The sequence below is a fragment of the Bariatricus sp. HCP28S3_D3 genome (genome assembly GCF_052065755.1).
Taxonomy (GTDB): domain Bacteria; phylum Bacillota; class Clostridia; order Lachnospirales; family Lachnospiraceae; genus Allocoprococcus.
The window spans coordinates 12,442-28,570 of record NZ_JBQHTK010000035.1; the positions used below are offsets into that span (position 1 = coordinate 12,442).

Genomic DNA, 16,129 nt, shown 5'->3' on the forward strand with positions numbered 1-16,129 from the left:
AATTCTTATGTAATAATATCACAGAAGGATTTACCTTTTTCAGGTACAATAGAGATACAAAATTTGAAAGGGGAACAAAGCATTGGCAAAAAGAATGGCAAGTGTCGATAAAAAAAGATGTGTTGCCTGCGGAGTATGTGAAAATACTTGTCCGCTGGCAGCTGTCAAAGTTTACCATGGATGTTATGCTGTGGTAGAAGAAACAGTGTGTGTAGGATGTGGAAAATGTGCAAAGTCCTGTCCGGCAGGTTGTATTGAAATGAAAGAGAGGACAGCGATGTGAAGAAAAAGAAACATTGGTATGATTATTTATGGATATGGGCGATCCTTTATTTTGCTCTCGGTTTTTTTAATATTTTGTTTGCTTGGTTTGGGATGATTGATTTCCTGTTGCCGTTAGGAATAGCGATATTCGGTGAAAATAAATTTTTCTGTAATCATTTGTGTGGACGTGGCCAGCTTTTTAGTAAGCTCGGTGGGGATTTAAAATGCTCAAGAAATAAACCAACCCCGCGATGGATGAGTTCAAAATGGTTCCGATACGGCTTTTTGATATTTTTCCTTACAATGTTTGGGAATATGGTATTTCAGACATATTTAGTTGGTGCCGGATCATCATCCTTGCGTGAAGCCATCAAATTATTCTGGACCTTCCGTGTTCCGTGGGGATGGACATACACTGCCGGAACAGTAGCTGATTGGGTGGCACAGTTTAGTTTTGGATTTTATAGTTTGATGCTTACATCTTTGTTGTTAGGGTTGATCGTAATGGTGTTATATAAGCCACGAACCTGGTGTACATTTTGTCCAATGGGAACAATGACGCAGGGTATCTGTAAATTAAAAAATAATGAAAAGAAGTAATACTATAAGGTGATTCATAAAAGGCATATGTCAAAAACATTATTGACATATGCCTTTTATAGGGCTATTATATAAGAAAAGCGAGAAAGGAGCAGTTTATGCCGAGACCAGTAAAATGCAGAAAAGTCTGTCATTTCCCCAATGTTTTAGAATTTCTTCCGGCAGATGATACTGAGAAAAAAACACCCATTGTTCTAACGGTAGATGAGTACGAGACAATCCGTCTTTTGGACAAGAAAGGTTACAGTCAGGAGCAGTGTGCAGCATCTATGCAAGTCGCAAGAACAACGGTCCAGCGAATTTACGAGATCGCCAGGAAAAAGATCGCAGATGCACTTATCGACGGGCATCCACTCAAAATTGAGGGCGGAGATTTCAGAATCTGTGACGGTCAGAGCGGCAACTGCAGCTTTGGAGGATGTTACAAACAGGAAATTTACAAAAAATATGCAGCAGAAAAAGGAGAAGGTATCATGAGAATAGCAGTAACATATGAAAATGGACAGATTTTCCAGCACTTTGGACACACAGAGACATTTAAGATTTACGATGTAGAGGAAGGAAAAGTAGTACATTCAGAAGTAGTAGATACGAATGGAAGTGGACATGGCGCATTGGCAGGAGTTCTTAATGCATTGAATGCAGACGTTTTGATTTGTGGCGGAATTGGAGGCGGCGCACAGACAGCGTTAGCGGCAGCAGGCATCAAGCTTTTCGGAGGAGTTTCCGGAGATGCGGATGAAGCAGTAGAAGCTTTTATCAATGAAACACTTGAGTATAATCCGGATGTGAAATGTTCTCATCACGAGCACAACAACGGGGAAGGACATACATGTGGCGAGCATGGATGTGGAAGCCACAGTTGTCATTAAGAAGTGAGATTGCCATCGGATCATAAGATGAAAAAATAAAAGGTATTGATCTATAAAGAGGGAAGGGAACCCGCATCATCAAATTTGCTTGTGATGTCGGGTTCTCTTTTTATTTGCATAATGATATACTTTTATTGTGGTTAGAAAAATAAAGCATGTACAAAACTCATAGGAGAAAGATGTATACTTATGACAACATTTGGTGATAAAATTAGGAAGTTGCGAAAAGAGAAAAAAATGACTCAACAAAAGCTGGGTGATATGGTGGGCGTTTCTCATAGAACAATTCGATCTTGGGAAGTTGAAGGACGATATCCGAAGCAGAGTAGTTTATATCAAAAACTGGCAGATGCATTTCAGTGTCAGGTTTCTTATCTTATGAATGATAATGAAACCGTGTGCTTGGGTAATGATGAGCCAAGTGAATATGCTGGTGCTAAACAGGCAAGGCAGATTCTTGAACAGGTAGCTGCTTTATTTGCCAGTGGAACTATGACCAATGAGGACAAAACTATTTTCATGGATGAGATGACGAGACTTTATCTGGCATCAAAAAAGAACAGAAGAAAATGGTAAGAAGAAATGAACTGTTTTGTTTTCTTGCTTGATAGAAAAGAAGAATAGAACGTATAATAGTGTTAATGATCCAGAGAAGATTGCTCTGGAAATAGAATTATTCGTACCAGTGGTGCGAGTATAGAGTAGGAGTGAAAGAATGGTAGAAGATACTATGTTTTCCGGGGAATCGAAAAATATTGAGTACAAGGTATCCTTACCTGATAAAAGTGAAAAGTACATGAAGACAATCGTAGCTTTTGCCAATACACAAGGTGGCAAGCTGATTGTTGGAGTAGATGATAAAACACACCAGATTGTTGGTGTGGAAAATGATGTGTTGTTTCAGCTGATGGATGGAATTGCCAATGCAGTTTCTGATTCCTGTGTGCCACAGATCATTCCTGATATTGAGCCACAGACAGTAGACGGGAAAACGGTCATTGTTGTATCAGTAGAAGCTGGAAAGAACAGACCGTATTATCTAAAATCAAAGGGAAAAGATAATGGCACTTATATCCGTGTAGCAGGTACATCAAGACAGGCATTTCCGGAGAAGATAAAAGAACTGGAAATGGAAGGGGCCAGAATCTCATGGGATGAGCTTACTTGTGTGGGTTATCCTGTTTCAGAGGAAGCAACAGAGAAACTTTGTCAGGATATTGAAAAGTTCCGGAAGAAAGCAGGAATGTCAGAACATTCTGTAAAGAAAGAGCAGCTGATAAACTGGAAAATTTTGAAGCAGAGCGAGGGACAGCTTCTGGCAACGAATGCCTATGCGTTGCTGACATCGGATTATTTTTCATTCTCCAAAACACAATGTGCGGTATTCAAGGGAACAGATCGTGCAATGTTTCTGGATAAGAGAGAATTTACAGGACCAATCTATACACAAATCGAAGAAGCAGTAGATTTTGTATTGAGAAATATTCGGCTTGGAGCAACAATTGACGGATTGGTGCGAAAAGAGAAATATGAGTTACCACCGGAAGCAATCAGGGAAATGATTATTAATGCCCATTGTCACCGTAACCTATTAGATGAATCCTGTATTCAGGTCGCAGTTTATGATGACAGATTGGAGGTGACATCTCCGGGTGGATTATATAACGGATTAACTTATGAGGAAGTCATGAATGGTCATTCGAAGATCAGGAATAAAGGCATTGCCAATATATTCAGTCAGATGGGACTTGTAGAGGCATGGGGAAGCGGAATAAAAAGAATCCTTAATGCTGCAGAAGAGTATGGACTTCCAAAGCCGAGATTTCAGGAATTTGATAATATGTTTCGGGTAGAGTTGTTCCGAGTCAATCCAATAACTGACCAAGCTAACCAAGCTACTAACCAAGCTAACCAAGATTTAGAGAGATTAGACCAAGTGGAAGATGAAAATGTACTGAGTGAGAAAGAAATAGAAATTCTGAATCTTGTACGTATGCAACCTTCAATCACGCAGAAAGAAATGGCTAATGCGTTAGATTGGAATCTTGCTAGTGTGAAGTATTATATAACCAAATTGAAGGAAAAGAATTATCTGAAGAGGCAGGGAAGTAGCCAAAAAGGGAAATGGGTGATATTAACAAAACGAGATTGACACTTGTATCAATTCGTGTTAAACTATGAAATGTAAGGAGGAGAGAAAGATGCCTAGAAAACCATCATTAGACGGCAAAGATTCTAGTCTGAGAATTAGGATGTCACCAGAGCAAAAAGAAAAGCTAGTATCTTATGCAGAGAGACATTATCAGACTATGAGTAATGTAATATTCCAGGCGTTGGACATTCTTTACGCAAGAGAAGTACAACAAAATAATAAAGAGTAAAATGGAGTTATTTTGGAGTTTATTTCTTCATAAGCGGTGCGAAAAACACAAAAACAGAACGCACGTTCGAAATATAAACCTCTAATAACAGCCTTTGCGTGTCATGAAACGCAGTCCGCAAAGGAGTTTGAATAATGAAAAAAATCTGAGAACCCGCATAAACAGGGCGTTTGAGAGACATCAAGGTTCTATTTGATAACAAAATGATAACACTGGATATTTTGGTATTATTTATCAGGTATCCAGTGGTTATCAGGTAATATGTGTGAAACCGACAAAAAAGGTCTTACTGAATTGAGTGAAATCAATTTGGTAAGGCCTTTTTTCGTTTGCCATGCATCCGTAAGGAGTTGCCTGTGGCAAGTCCTGAGGTGGTTTTTATTTTGCGTTTTTCGGGTAATTGTACCGCCACTGGTCATATTCTTCTTTGGTGATTTCCCCGGATTTTAGTTTTTCTGCCTGTTCCTGCCATGCATGGAACATATCAAACATAGAAAGGTAGGTGGTTCCCTTGGATTTATCTAATCGGAGGCAGAGTTCTCCGTCAATCTCTCCGATATGAAGTCCGTAAAGATCTTCTAATGTAAATAAGGTGTGCATCAGTCCTACATAACTGTCAATGTCCGGGACTGCCAGTGCATGGGGAGATACATCGAAAATGTCAGCCAGTGCATTCAGATAGTTTTCCTTCGGGCTGCGTGCGCCTTTTTCGTACTGTGCAATGCGGACATCAGCCTGAGATTCGCTGAATCCCAGCTGCTGACCTAAATATTTCTGTGTGAATCCACGCAGAAGTCGGAAATGGTGAATTCTTTCTCCTATTGCCATATTCATTCTCCTGTCTGTCTATTGATAAATTGAGTATAGCATATATGTATAGTGCAGACAAGAAGAAACCATACAAAAAAGTATAGAATTTTTGTTTCAAAACACTTGACCAATACAAAAAAGTATAGTATTATGCAGACTATACAGAAATGTATAGTGCAAACAAAGGAGGGATTTTACAATGAGTAAAATGTTTATGAATGTAAAAGAGGTCATGGAAGTTCTGGAGGTATCGGAATCCTACGCTTATAAGCTGATGAAGAGACTGAACAGGGAATTACAGGCGATGGGATGTCAGACAATCGCAGGAAAAGTTGACCGGAAGTATTTTTACGAGCAGTTTTATGGAACAAGATCGAACGATGGGAGGAATTAGGAATGGCAATTTACAAGAATGAAAGCAATAACACTTGGTACGTCATGGCAAGGTATCAGGACTGGACCGGTGAACGTAAGCAGAAATGCAAAAGAGGATTTGCAACAAAAAGGGAAGCTGCACAGTGGGAGCAGCAGTTCATCCTCCAGAAGAAAGCCAGTATGGATATGGAACTGGAGAGCTTCTGCAAATTATATGAGGAAGATGTGAGACCAAGGCTGAAAAAGAGTACCTGGCTTACAAAGGAAAATATTATCAAGTCCAAGATTTTACCGTATCTGGGAAAAAGAAAGGTGTCAGAAATCACCGCAAAGGATGTTTTGGACTGGCATAATGAACTTCGCAAATTAACAAGCCGGAGAGGAAAACCATTATCTCCTACTTATCTGAAAACGATTCATGGACAGTTGAGTACAATTTTCAATCATGCGATCAAATTTTATGATCTGAGTACAAATCCAGCAAGGAAAGCAGGCACAATCGGCTCAGAGGAAAGTAAGGAAATGCTTTTTTGGACAAAGGCAGAGTACAAGCAATTCTCGGAAGAAATGATGGATAAACCTCTGTCCTATTATGCGTTCCAGTTACTTTACTGGTGCGGAATCAGATCCGGGGAGCTTTTGGCTCTAACTCCTGCGGACTTCAATTTCCAGAAGAGAACGCTGCGGATTAACAAATCTTATCAGCGTCTAAAAGGAGAAGATGTGATTAGCACGCCAAAGACAAAGAACAGTATCCGTACTGTGACGATGCCGAAGTTTCTATGTGACGAAATGCAGGATTGTCTGAAGTTATATTACAGCCTGCAGCCGGATGACCGTATTTTCCCGGTAACAAAATATTATCTGAACCATGAAATGGAAAGAGGATGTAAAGCAAGCGGTGTGAAAAAAATTCGTGTGCATGATCTTCGGCACAGCCATGTCTCTTTGCTGATTAACATGGGTTACACTGCACTGGCAATCGGGAAAAGGGTTGGTCATTCAGCGGAAAAAATTACTTACCGGTATGCACATTTGTTCCCGTCTGTACAGCAGGATATGGCAGATCAGTTGGATGCAGAAAACATGAATGAAGAATCAAATGATAGGGAAGGAGGACTTGCGTATGTCAGCTAAATGTCTGGATAAACAGGGGCGTTGGAGAAATAAAACGGTAGCGTTTCGGGTATCACCGAAAGAAGATGAACTTCTGGAAACGGCAGTCAGATTGTCCGGTCTGACCAAACAGGATTATATTATCCGAAGATTGCAGGAAAAAGAGGTTGTAGTGACAGGAAATCCGAGAGTGTATAAAGCGTTGAAGAATGAGCTTGCAAAGGTTCTGAATGAGCTGAAACGTTTGAAAAAGGGTGATAATGTGCCGGAGGATTTACTGGAAGTGATCCGGCTGATCACAATCACGATGAATGGCATGAAGGAAGAATAGAAAAAGCCTTTAAGTGTCGGCAAACACCTAAAGGCAGGGATTTGGTAGAATACTCACCCAAAAACTTTCTATGGGTATTCTATCAAAATCTCCGCTTCCTTTCAATGGGAAAATAAGGAACGATGGAAACGAACAAAGTAGAGATAAAGAAAACAGAAATAAAAAGGATGGAGCCGGATCTGAAACTGATTAACATGGAAACGGTGGAAGTAGAGCAGATTGAATGGCTGTTTTACCCGTTTATCCCTTTTGGAAAAGTAACGATTATTCAGGGAGATCCCGGTGAAGGATTCTGCCGGAGCAAGAACAGGCAACCGAGGAAAAGACTAGAGCAGAAATAGTGGCTGATTCTGATGTGAAATTATCGGAAAGTCCAATAGAGCCTGTGAATGTTATTTACCAGACTGCAGAGGATGGACTGGGCGATACGATTAAGCCGAGACTTCTGGCAGCTGGTGCAGACTGTTCCAGAGTACTGGTCATTGATGACCGGGAACAGCCACTTACTATGCTGGATATTCGGTTGGAGGAAGCTATTGTCCAGACAAAAGCCCGTCTGGTGGTATTAGACCCGATACAAGGCTTTCTTGGTGCAGAGGTGGATATGCACCGGGCAAATGAAATCCGCCCACTGATGAAACGCGTGGCAGTGCTTGCAGAGAAATATCACTGTGCAATAATTCTGGTCGGGCATATGAACAAAAACAGTAATGGCAAGTCTTCTTACCGTGGATTGGGTTCGATTGATTTTCAGGCGGCAGCCAGAAGCGTGCTAATCGTGGGGCGAATTAAGGATGAACCGGAAATCCGTGTGGTATGTCACGTGAAAAGTTCCCTTGCACCAGAAGGGAAGTCCATAGCATTCCGTCTGGATAAGAAGACGGGTTTTGAATGGATCGGGGAATATGACATCAGCGCAGATGATCTGCTCAGTGGTGACAGCAGAGGGCAAAAAAGCCGGAAGGCAAAGGAGTTCCTTCTGGAAATATTGGCTAACGGTGGCATGGCACAGAAAAAGATTGAAGAGGAAGCGGAAAAGCGTGGAATTAGGAAGAAAACCCTACGAAACGCAAAACTGGAACTGGAAATTGATTCTGTAAAACGTGGAAATCAATGGTTCTGGATGCTGTCAGAATAAAAAGAAGATGGCAAGATGACCATTTCTTAAGAACAGGGCATCTTGCCACCTTGAAAGGAGCAAGAAATGAAGAATGTACAGATTCCACAGGAATTATTTATGAAACTGCTTCGGTATCATCTGCTTGACGATGATAGTTGCACGGAAGAAGTAAAAAACGGATTGGAGCAGAAAATGAATGCTATGGTGGAACGGGAATTATATACGAGATCCAAAACTGCCCCGACGGAGGAGGAACGAGAAAAAGCCCGGCAGGAATATCTGGAAAGGCGTGGAATACCGGAAGAATTCCATTGGTAGTTCTTTCCTGACTGCAATAGGACAGGGGCGTGGCACGCTCCTGTATCGTTGGCAGACAAGGAAAAGTAGCAGATGTGAGGACGTAAGTTTTTGGCATTGCGGAAAGGGAGCCCTGTTTCAGGGCATCCTTGGCGAGTGATTTTGAGTTTAATCCGATTGGAAGGGAGAATGAAAATGAGAGAAGGAAGACTTGGTTACAACAGCAGCAACGGAAGATATGGCATTTTGTCATCGGATTTATGGATCGATACTGGATTGCACTGTGGGGAATGCCTGGAAGTGCTGGTAGATGATAAGTGGGTGCCGACCAGAATGGAAATGAATATAGCAAGGGAATGGTATCTGGTGGGAACACCGTACTGTGGAGATCTGGAATATGTTCGGGCGAGAATACCAGAATAAATCAGTCAGACGAGTAACGCAGAAGCAATCCGACCAACGGGAGGTATAGGTCTTCGCTCCGCTTCGGTCGGTGCATAACAGACGTCCCCCGGACGTCTTGCACCCCCGTAGGGCGCAAGGGTACTTTTGATGGACGGTACGGCTGTCGAAAGTGCTTTTGCGTTACTTTTGACAAAAGTAACAAAACCGCCGTATCCGGCGAAGATTTCTTTTTGCCGTATCCGGCATTTTTATAAGCGAGGGAGGTGAGAATAGTGGAAATGAAAAGAACGATTAGCGGTATGATTGGAAAAGGTTCTATTGCCCACAATGAGAGAAAGTTTATTGCAGAAAACGTAGATGCTGCCCGTACAATCCGAAATGTGGTATTGCAGTCAGAAAATGTGAAGGACATCTATCATGAATTATTTGATGAAGCAATCGAACGGTATAACGCAAAACAGAAACGGAAAGACCGGAAAATTGAAGATTATTATGAGCACATCCGAACTGGGAAACAGGAGAAAGTTTTCCACGAAGCAATCTTCCAGATTGGAAATAAGGATGATACCGGATGTTTAAGTCGGGAAGGGCAGATTGCCAGACTGGCATTGCTTGATTTTGCAAAAGACTTTCAAAAGAGAAACCCACAGTTCCGGGTATTCGGTATATATCTGCATATGGATGAGGCGACACCACATCTTCATATTGATTTTGTGCCGTATGTAACTGGAAGTAAACGTGGGCCGGATACAAGAGTATCCATGAAACAAGCATTGGCATCCAGAGGATTTATCGGAAAGGGCAGGGAAAATACAGAATATAATCAGTGGATGGAATCGGAAAAACAAGAGCTGGCGAAGATCGCAGAAAGATATGGGATGATCTGGGAGCAAAAAGGTACACACCGGGAGCATCTGGATGTCTTAAATTTCAAAAAGAAACAGCGTGAACAGGAAGTGGCAGTTCTGGAAAAGCAGAAAGCACAGCTGCAGAAGGAAACGGCTGCTTGCCATGAATTGGCAGGTAATCTCCATGAGGAATTGAAGCAGACTGGGGATGAACTGCAGAAAAAGAAAGCAGAGCGTGCTCAGGTTGAAAAAGCAGCGGAACAGGCGAAAGCAACTGCCGATAAATATGAGAAAAGTCTGAAAAAAGTAAAAACTATTGCAAAAGATATCCAGAAATATGCCGGTGAATTCTCGAAACCAGTTGATGAGGTACTCCCAGAGGCTGGGATGCTGGAAAGTGCCAAGAGTTACCGGGATAAAAAAGCATTTCCGATAATCAGTGAACTGAAAGAGCTGCTATATGGTTTGTACCTGAAATATATTCAAGTAAAAGAGCAGTTAGATCAGGTCGTTTATAAGTATGACAGGTTGAAAAATTCTAATCATATATTAGCAGAGCAGAAACAGGAATTGTTGAATGAAAATTCCGTTCTGTGGGAAGAAAATAAGGATTATCGACGATTAAAACGTGCAGTTGGAGAAGAACGTTCCGAATATCTCATTCTAAACGAAAAAAGCAGAGAGATGGCTGAGAAAAACAGAAGAAAAGAAAATAAGCGATCGCATGACCGAGGCGCAAGATAAGGAGGATTGACGCTATGGAAAAACATATTTACGATGAAAAGAATGGTCTGGGTTACACTTTGTATGGGGATTATTATCTGCCGGATCTGGAGTTACCTGAAGATGAAGAAGCACATTATGGGAAGTATGGAATGCTCCGGAAAACTTATCTCAAGGAGCACAGAAAAGCGTACTATCAGATGTTGATTCGGCAAGGGAAGCTTAATAAACATCTGAACAAGGTAGATCGGGAAGCGCATGAGCGGATGGATATTCTGGTGGCACAGATGGCAGAAAAACAGGGAGTTACAGAACTGTTTAAAGCAGAACAGCCGATGCTGTGGGTAAGAAAGATGAATGGAATAAGGACTGCAGCAGAGGAAATGGTGCTTACAGAGATTGTATATGGGTAAGAAGTAAGACAGGTGTATAATATTACCAGAGGGGAAAGATTTATTTCCTCTATTATTAAAAAAAATAAAGTTTATTTGGGGATATTTTGAAAAACTGTACGTCTAATCTATGTAAATGAAAATTGCCGGCCGGCTAAAGAAGGTGGTGTTAAAGTGACCAAAGAGGAATTAGGGACGTTGATTCTCAATTCAGAGAGACAATTGTATTCTACTGCCAAAACAATTTTAATTAACGATCAAGATTGTGCGGATGCTATTCAGGAAACGATTGTTAAGGCATTTTCAAAGATTGGAACTTTGAGAAATGACAAATATGCCAAGACATGGTTGATTCGTATATTGATCAATGAGTGTTATACTCTTTTGAGAAAGTCGAGTAAACTTGTTTCTTTGGAAGGGATGAGTGAAATGACAGAAATTGAGGCAGATCAGAAAACTGACTACAGCGACTTGTACAGAGCCGTAAATTCTTTGAAAGAAGAATTACGAATGCCAGTTATTCTGTACTATATTGAGGATTTCAACATAAAAGAGATTGCGCAGATTCTTGAGATAACCGAGGGAGCAGTTCAAAAAAGGCTTGCCAGAGCACGGGGAAAACTTAAGCGTAATTTACAGGAAAGTGAGGCGTTGACAGTATGAGGTTAGAAGATATGAAAAAAGATATTCCTGAAACTCCGGAGTTCATCCACACGATGATTCAAAGCGAAGTGAAAAAACAGCTTCAGGACACGAAGGTGGTTAATATTCAGACAAGAAGAGTGAAAAAATGGACAGGTGCCAGAGTGGCTGCAGCAATAGCCGTATGTGTATTGGCTACATCGACCATAGCCTATGCAGGTACCAAATTATATCATATGTTTTTAGAAAAACAAGGAGCCTACAGTATCGTAACTGGAATTAAGGCGGATGGCAGCACAGGGAAAATTAATCTTCCTGAAAAAATTCATGATATAGATATCTCAGCAGGATATATTCCAGAAGGTATGGAATGGATTGATGAATTACATCTGGAATATCCTGAGCATGATCGAACCGGAGGATTCAGCTTTGCATCTGTGCTTTTAGACGAGGATGATTTGAGCAAAGTAATGCAAGATAAGAATGTTGTTGACTGTGAGGAAAGAACTTTTGGCAATTATGAAGGTGTATACCTCAAATATAATGACCTGGCAGAGGATGGGTCTTTTAATCAAAGGATTTATCTCCTTTGCCCAGATGTATATCGTGTAATTACTGTTTATATCGGTGATGATATTTCAAAAGAGGATGCCATTAAAGTGGTTGAAAACCTTGTAATCACTGAAAATGATACAATGATTGAAACAGCTGGTTTGTATACGTGGAGCGAAATGGTATCCCCTGAGGAATCATCGGGACAAGAAGTGATGACTTCCATTGCAGATAATAAATTGCCAATGCATCAGATTGGTGAAACATTTAATATGTTAGCATATGGTGAAGACAGCGATGGCAACTATATTGAAGATAATAATATTTCAGTTTGTGTTGATTCGGTTCACGTGGAAGACGATCTGCAGATGCTTGGTCAGAATAATGTGCCGGAAGAATGGATGACTGCAGTCGGAGCAGATGGAAAAATAGTAAACAATACGCTGTCTTATATTAAGTCTGGTGATGGTGTTAATACTGTGGATGAGATTGTAAAAACAGAAAGCATGAAACAAAAGCTGGTTTATGTGACAGTCACTTATACCAATAAGACAGATAAAGAAATAAATCATTTGCTTTATCTTGGTACTTTAATGTTAATGAACCATGAAGATGGAATATATCAAATTTGTAATCAGGCAGAACTCTCTGGTGAAGACTGCGATCGTGTCATCTGGGATGGCGTTGCACATACAGCGGAAATGACATATTACAGCGTATCTGAGGATTATGGAAACGGAGGAAATTATATTTCTTCCTTAATGCCAGGCGAGAGTAAACAGGTGAATATGGCATGGATCGTGAATGAGAATGAGCTGAATCATATGTATCTTAATCTTAACGGTGAAGGTGGAGCATTTCAGTTTTCAGATTCTATGTTAAAATCAGGATTGGTGGACATATATCAGTAATGAAAATCTTATTATAGAGAAGAGGCTGTCCGTAGTGGGCAGCTTCTTTTAGGTAGAAAAAGCATAGTTTGAATAAAGCTGTAAAAATCCACGTTGAATTTTACAGCTTTTTGTGTATAATATAAATAGTAGAAACAATATAAAATCAAGGAAGGAGCTGAAAGAATATGGCTAATATTTTACCAGTATCTGATTTGAGAAATTATAATGAAGTCCTGAAAAACTGTCGCAAAGGTGAACCTGTATATCTTACTAAGAATGGCAGGGGACGGTTTGTTGTGCTTGATATAGAAGATTATGAGCGTGATCGTGCAGAGAAAAAGCTATTAATGAAGTTGCAGGAGGCAGAGGAGACAGTCAAAGACGGAGAAGGTTGGCTTAGCTTGGACGAATTAAAAGCACTTGTAGGGGAGTAAATTATGCTGAAATTACGAATTAACCCATTGGTTGCAACGGATTTAAAAGAAATTCGTGATTACATTGCTGAGGATAATGCAGAATATGCTGCAAAGATGATCAAAGAAATTTACTGTAAATTTGAAAATATTCAGATGTTTCCGGGGATAGGTGCAGATCTCTCCAAAAGAGTCAGTTTCCGAACAGATTACAAGTATGCGGTTTGGGAAAATTATGTAATCATTTATAAAGTGGGGGAAGAGTATGTAGAGATTTACCGGGTGGTAAATCGGTATCGGGATATTACAAAAGTTTTTGAATAAACCATATTATTACCGAACAAAGGAGAAAAACTATGGATGTCTCATCAACAATATTTCAACCAATTTTTGAAGGAGTGAAACAGTATGTTGTTCCACTGTTTCAACGTTCTTATAGTTGGAATAAGAAAGAATGGTTAACATTGTGGGAGGATTTGAAAGAATTGTATGATTCTGAAAATCCAAGGCAACATTTTATGGGATCTATTGTGACAATCCCTGCAAAGTCTGTACCAGAAGGAGTAGCAAAGTTTCTGCTTATTGATGGGCAGCAAAGAATTACAACTGTTTATTTAATATTAATGGCAATTGGAGATTTATATTGTGAACGTGGAGAACAAGAAAAATATGAAGAAATTAAGAATATTTATCTGGTAAATCCATATAAGCATGGCAATGATTATTATAAGTTATTACCTACGCAAATTGATAGAAGTGCGTTTAAAAGAATAATTAATTCACCACAAGAAAAGATTGAACATGGTATGTGGGAAGCGTATATGTTTTTTAAACGTAAATTGTCTTTAAATATTGATTTGGATAGAATAAAAACAATAATTACAACGAAATTATCTATAGTTAGTATTGTTTTGGATGCAACGGATAATCCATATTTGGTATTTGAAAGTTTAAATCACAAAGGGAAGCCACTATCGGTAGCTGATTTGATACGAAATTATGTTTTCATGAATATTCATGTTGATCATCAAGAAGATATATATAATGATATATGGAAACCAATGCAAGATCGACTTGGGGATACAATACCTGAATTTGTCAGACATTATTTAACCATGAATGGAGACTATATTAATACAGGAGATGTATATAATGTCTTAAAGGAGAGAATAGATACGGTTGGGGTTGAGGAATGTTTAAAAGAACTTGAAAAGTATTCTAAGTTCTACAGTATCTTTTTAAATCCGGAGAAAGAGAAAAATGAAAAAATTCGTAAAGAATTGCTTATATTAAAAAGATTAGATATATCAACATCCTATCCGTTATTACTAAATTTGTATAATTTATATTCAGAAGGAAATATATCTGCGGACGAATTTGAGGGGATGCTATGTGTGATTGAAAACTACATTATTCGAAGATTTGTATGCGGTGTTCCTTCAAATCAGTTGAATAAAGTATTTCCTCAAGTATATATTCAGATGAAAAAGATAGAAAAAGGTAGTTATTTGGATAAATTGAAAACTGTTTTACAAGCAAAAAATTATCCCAAAGATTATGATTTTCGTGAAAATCTTAAAACAGCAAAATTGTATGGAAATGGAGATAGGATAAAGAAAACGAAAATAATATTGGATAGAATAGAGCAATCATACGAACACAAAGAAATGAGCGATTTAGATGAATTAACAATAGAACATGTAATGCCTCAAACACTTACAGATGAGTGGAAAATTCATTTGGGTGATGATTGTGAACAAACATATGAGCTATACTTGAACACTTTGGGAAATTTAACATTAACTGCTTATAATTCTGAACTTTCAAATGGTAGTTTTAAAAGAAAGTGTGAGATATATAAAGATTCTCATTTGGATATGAATAGATATTTTCAAAATATAGAAAAATGGACAGCCTATGAAATTAAAAAGAGAGCAGGCGTATTGGCAAGTAAAATTTTAAAAATATATCCTTATTTTGGAGAAACAATAAGTGGACGTGATATAGAAAACGTGACAGGAACAAAACCGTATTCGTTGATTGTTCTTGGACAAGAATTTAATGTCAATTCTTGGACAGATGTATTGTTTTACACTCTACAGGTGGTATCTGATCTTGCACCAGATAAATTAGAGTTAATAGAAAATGATTATCCATCACTTCTAGGAAGAAGGGCAGATTTGTTTAGACGTCCGAAAGAATTGGCAAACGGATACTTTTATGAGGCTGGTTTAAGTGCTGTTCATATTTATAATTTTTGCAAGCAGTTAGTTAATATTATGGAATTATCTCAAGATGAATGGGACGTTGCAGTGGTAAATTCATAATAAGTGATAATATTTACATGATAACAAATTGATAACACCGTTCAGTACAGTCTATGGACTTAGGACAGTGGAACACATATAAAACCAAATAGAACCATAATTCCTATACGGAAATGTATAGTGATAAGGATTTATTTGCGAGCTTGAATAGGATTTTGCAAAAATAGACCCAGTATTTATGCGGGTTCCAAGCAAATTCCGTTATTTTTTGGCAACGGATTGGCAACGTTCTTGCAATATCCGTTGAATAAAATTGCATTTCTATAACATAAAAACCTTACTGATGAACTGTTTCCAAAATTGGAAAGAGTAGTCAGTAAGGTTTTTTTCTTTTAAGATAAACTGATTTGGCAATATAGCTTACCAAGAGAGTTTGTTTGGATGTAGCGTTGGGTTTGGCTACCGGTTGAACTGCTGATGGTCATAGATTTGGTAGCTGAATCCAATAATCCCAAAGCAATTAGTCTGTCTGCTTTGTAGACAGGACATTGGGAGGTATCAGATACTTGCAAATGGTAAATATCGTATAAAAGCCTTAAATCCGACATAAATAGACGGGAGGTGATATCTGAGAATTCACAAAAGGTATCCCAGTCTATAGTTTCATTTACATATGCACGATAAAACTTTCCCAAAAGTTCAGACTTTTTTAATTCAATGCAGTTTGCGCCCTCTGGCGGTCGCAAATGCGTTTTTCAACGGCCGCTATGCGGAGCAGAACGGCCGCTCGTATTTAGTTGATTGTTGATAAGTTATCGTATGTTTATC

The 16,129-nt window shown here is 39.1% G+C and carries 21 protein-coding genes; 20 read left to right on the forward strand and 1 reads right to left on the reverse strand.

Annotated features, from left to right (window positions below; genetic code table 11):
* Positions 1-82: 82 nt before the first annotated feature.
* From ACTNB3_RS15270 to ACTNB3_RS15295, 6 genes are all read left to right on the forward strand, one after another.
* Positions 83-283, forward strand: a complete 201-nt coding sequence (locus ACTNB3_RS15270) for a 4Fe-4S binding protein (protein WP_222891075.1) — start codon at positions 83-85, stop codon at positions 281-283.
* Complete coding sequence (locus ACTNB3_RS15275) at positions 280-864, forward strand: 4Fe-4S binding protein (protein ID WP_055195153.1); 585 nt, start codon at positions 280-282, stop codon at positions 862-864. Before ACTNB3_RS15270 ends, ACTNB3_RS15275 begins: the two co-directional genes overlap by 4 nt.
* A 98-nt stretch (positions 865-962) precedes the next feature.
* A complete protein-coding gene (locus ACTNB3_RS15280) occupies positions 963-1,736 on the forward strand; it encodes a NifB/NifX family molybdenum-iron cluster-binding protein (protein ID WP_055195155.1) in 774 nt (257 codons plus the stop codon).
* 189 nt (positions 1,737-1,925) lie between these two features.
* A complete protein-coding gene (locus ACTNB3_RS15285; RefSeq protein ID WP_044924454.1) occupies positions 1,926-2,312 on the forward strand; it encodes a helix-turn-helix domain-containing protein in 387 nt (128 codons plus the stop codon).
* Positions 2,313-2,451: 139 nt separating this feature from the next.
* On the forward strand, positions 2,452-3,888 hold the full coding sequence (locus tag ACTNB3_RS15290; RefSeq protein ID WP_073106959.1) for an AlbA family DNA-binding domain-containing protein: 1,437 nt from the start codon (positions 2,452-2,454) through the stop codon (positions 3,886-3,888).
* Positions 3,889-3,937: 49 nt separating this feature from the next.
* Positions 3,938-4,117, forward strand: a complete 180-nt coding sequence (locus ACTNB3_RS15295) for a hypothetical protein (RefSeq protein ID WP_117499425.1) — start codon at positions 3,938-3,940, stop codon at positions 4,115-4,117.
* Positions 4,118-4,495: 378 nt separating this feature from the next.
* Here the strand turns inward: ACTNB3_RS15295 and ACTNB3_RS15300 are convergent, their stop codons facing one another.
* Positions 4,496-4,945, reverse strand: a complete 450-nt coding sequence (locus tag ACTNB3_RS15300) for a helix-turn-helix domain-containing protein (RefSeq protein WP_441026696.1) — start codon at positions 4,943-4,945, stop codon at positions 4,496-4,498.
* A 181-nt stretch (positions 4,946-5,126) separates the two neighbouring features.
* Between ACTNB3_RS15300 and ACTNB3_RS15305 the strand changes: the two genes are divergently transcribed.
* From ACTNB3_RS15305 to ACTNB3_RS15370, 14 genes are all read left to right on the forward strand, one after another.
* Positions 5,127-5,321, forward strand: a complete 195-nt coding sequence (locus ACTNB3_RS15305; protein WP_005611072.1) for a hypothetical protein — start codon at positions 5,127-5,129, stop codon at positions 5,319-5,321.
* Positions 5,322-5,323: 2 nt separating this feature from the next.
* On the forward strand, positions 5,324-6,439 hold the full coding sequence (locus ACTNB3_RS15310) for a tyrosine-type recombinase/integrase (RefSeq protein ID WP_427820249.1): 1,116 nt from the start codon (positions 5,324-5,326) through the stop codon (positions 6,437-6,439).
* Positions 6,429-6,749 carry a plasmid mobilization protein gene (locus ACTNB3_RS15315; RefSeq protein ID WP_441026698.1) on the forward strand — a complete coding sequence of 107 codons (321 nt, stop codon included), beginning with the start codon at positions 6,429-6,431 and terminating at the stop codon, positions 6,747-6,749. The genes ACTNB3_RS15310 and ACTNB3_RS15315 overlap by 11 nt, the downstream gene beginning before the upstream one ends.
* A 122-nt stretch (positions 6,750-6,871) precedes the next feature.
* The gene (locus tag ACTNB3_RS15320; protein ID WP_441026699.1) at positions 6,872-7,090 is read left to right on the forward strand and encodes a hypothetical protein; all 219 of its coding nucleotides are present in this window, start codon (positions 6,872-6,874) and stop codon (positions 7,088-7,090) included.
* Complete coding sequence (locus ACTNB3_RS15325; RefSeq protein WP_441026701.1) at positions 7,090-7,887, forward strand: AAA family ATPase; 798 nt, start codon at positions 7,090-7,092, stop codon at positions 7,885-7,887. Before ACTNB3_RS15320 ends, ACTNB3_RS15325 begins: the two co-directional genes overlap by 1 nt.
* 66 nt (positions 7,888-7,953) lie before the next feature.
* On the forward strand, positions 7,954-8,187 hold the full coding sequence (locus ACTNB3_RS15330; protein ID WP_441026703.1) for a complexin-2: 234 nt from the start codon (positions 7,954-7,956) through the stop codon (positions 8,185-8,187).
* A gap of 174 nt (positions 8,188-8,361) precedes the next feature.
* Positions 8,362-8,589, forward strand: a complete 228-nt coding sequence (locus ACTNB3_RS15335) for a DUF5348 domain-containing protein (protein WP_321068204.1) — start codon at positions 8,362-8,364, stop codon at positions 8,587-8,589.
* A 260-nt stretch (positions 8,590-8,849) separates the two neighbouring features.
* Positions 8,850-10,163 carry a plasmid recombination protein gene (locus tag ACTNB3_RS15340; RefSeq protein ID WP_441026716.1) on the forward strand — a complete coding sequence of 438 codons (1,314 nt, stop codon included), beginning with the start codon at positions 8,850-8,852 and terminating at the stop codon, positions 10,161-10,163.
* A gap of 14 nt (positions 10,164-10,177) precedes the next feature.
* Positions 10,178-10,555 carry a TnpV protein gene (locus ACTNB3_RS15345; RefSeq protein WP_441026705.1) on the forward strand — a complete coding sequence of 126 codons (378 nt, stop codon included), beginning with the start codon at positions 10,178-10,180 and terminating at the stop codon, positions 10,553-10,555.
* 153 nt (positions 10,556-10,708) lie between these two features.
* Positions 10,709-11,197: a sigma-70 family RNA polymerase sigma factor gene (locus ACTNB3_RS15350; RefSeq protein ID WP_441026707.1), complete on the forward strand. Its 489-nt coding sequence runs from the start codon at positions 10,709-10,711 to the stop codon at positions 11,195-11,197.
* A 119-nt stretch (positions 11,198-11,316) separates the two neighbouring features.
* Positions 11,317-12,639, forward strand: coding sequence for a hypothetical protein (locus tag ACTNB3_RS15355; protein WP_441026709.1), 1,323 nt, complete (start codon positions 11,317-11,319; stop codon positions 12,637-12,639).
* A 167-nt stretch (positions 12,640-12,806) separates the two neighbouring features.
* The gene (locus tag ACTNB3_RS15360) at positions 12,807-13,055 is read left to right on the forward strand and encodes a type II toxin-antitoxin system prevent-host-death family antitoxin (protein ID WP_441026710.1); all 249 of its coding nucleotides are present in this window, start codon (positions 12,807-12,809) and stop codon (positions 13,053-13,055) included.
* A gap of 3 nt (positions 13,056-13,058) precedes the next feature.
* Positions 13,059-13,358, forward strand: coding sequence for a type II toxin-antitoxin system RelE/ParE family toxin (locus ACTNB3_RS15365; protein ID WP_441026712.1), 300 nt, complete (start codon positions 13,059-13,061; stop codon positions 13,356-13,358).
* Between the two features lie 32 nt (positions 13,359-13,390).
* Positions 13,391-15,361, forward strand: a complete 1,971-nt coding sequence (locus ACTNB3_RS15370) for a DUF262 domain-containing protein (protein WP_441026714.1) — start codon at positions 13,391-13,393, stop codon at positions 15,359-15,361.
* The last annotated feature ends 768 nt before the right edge of the window (positions 15,362-16,129 follow it).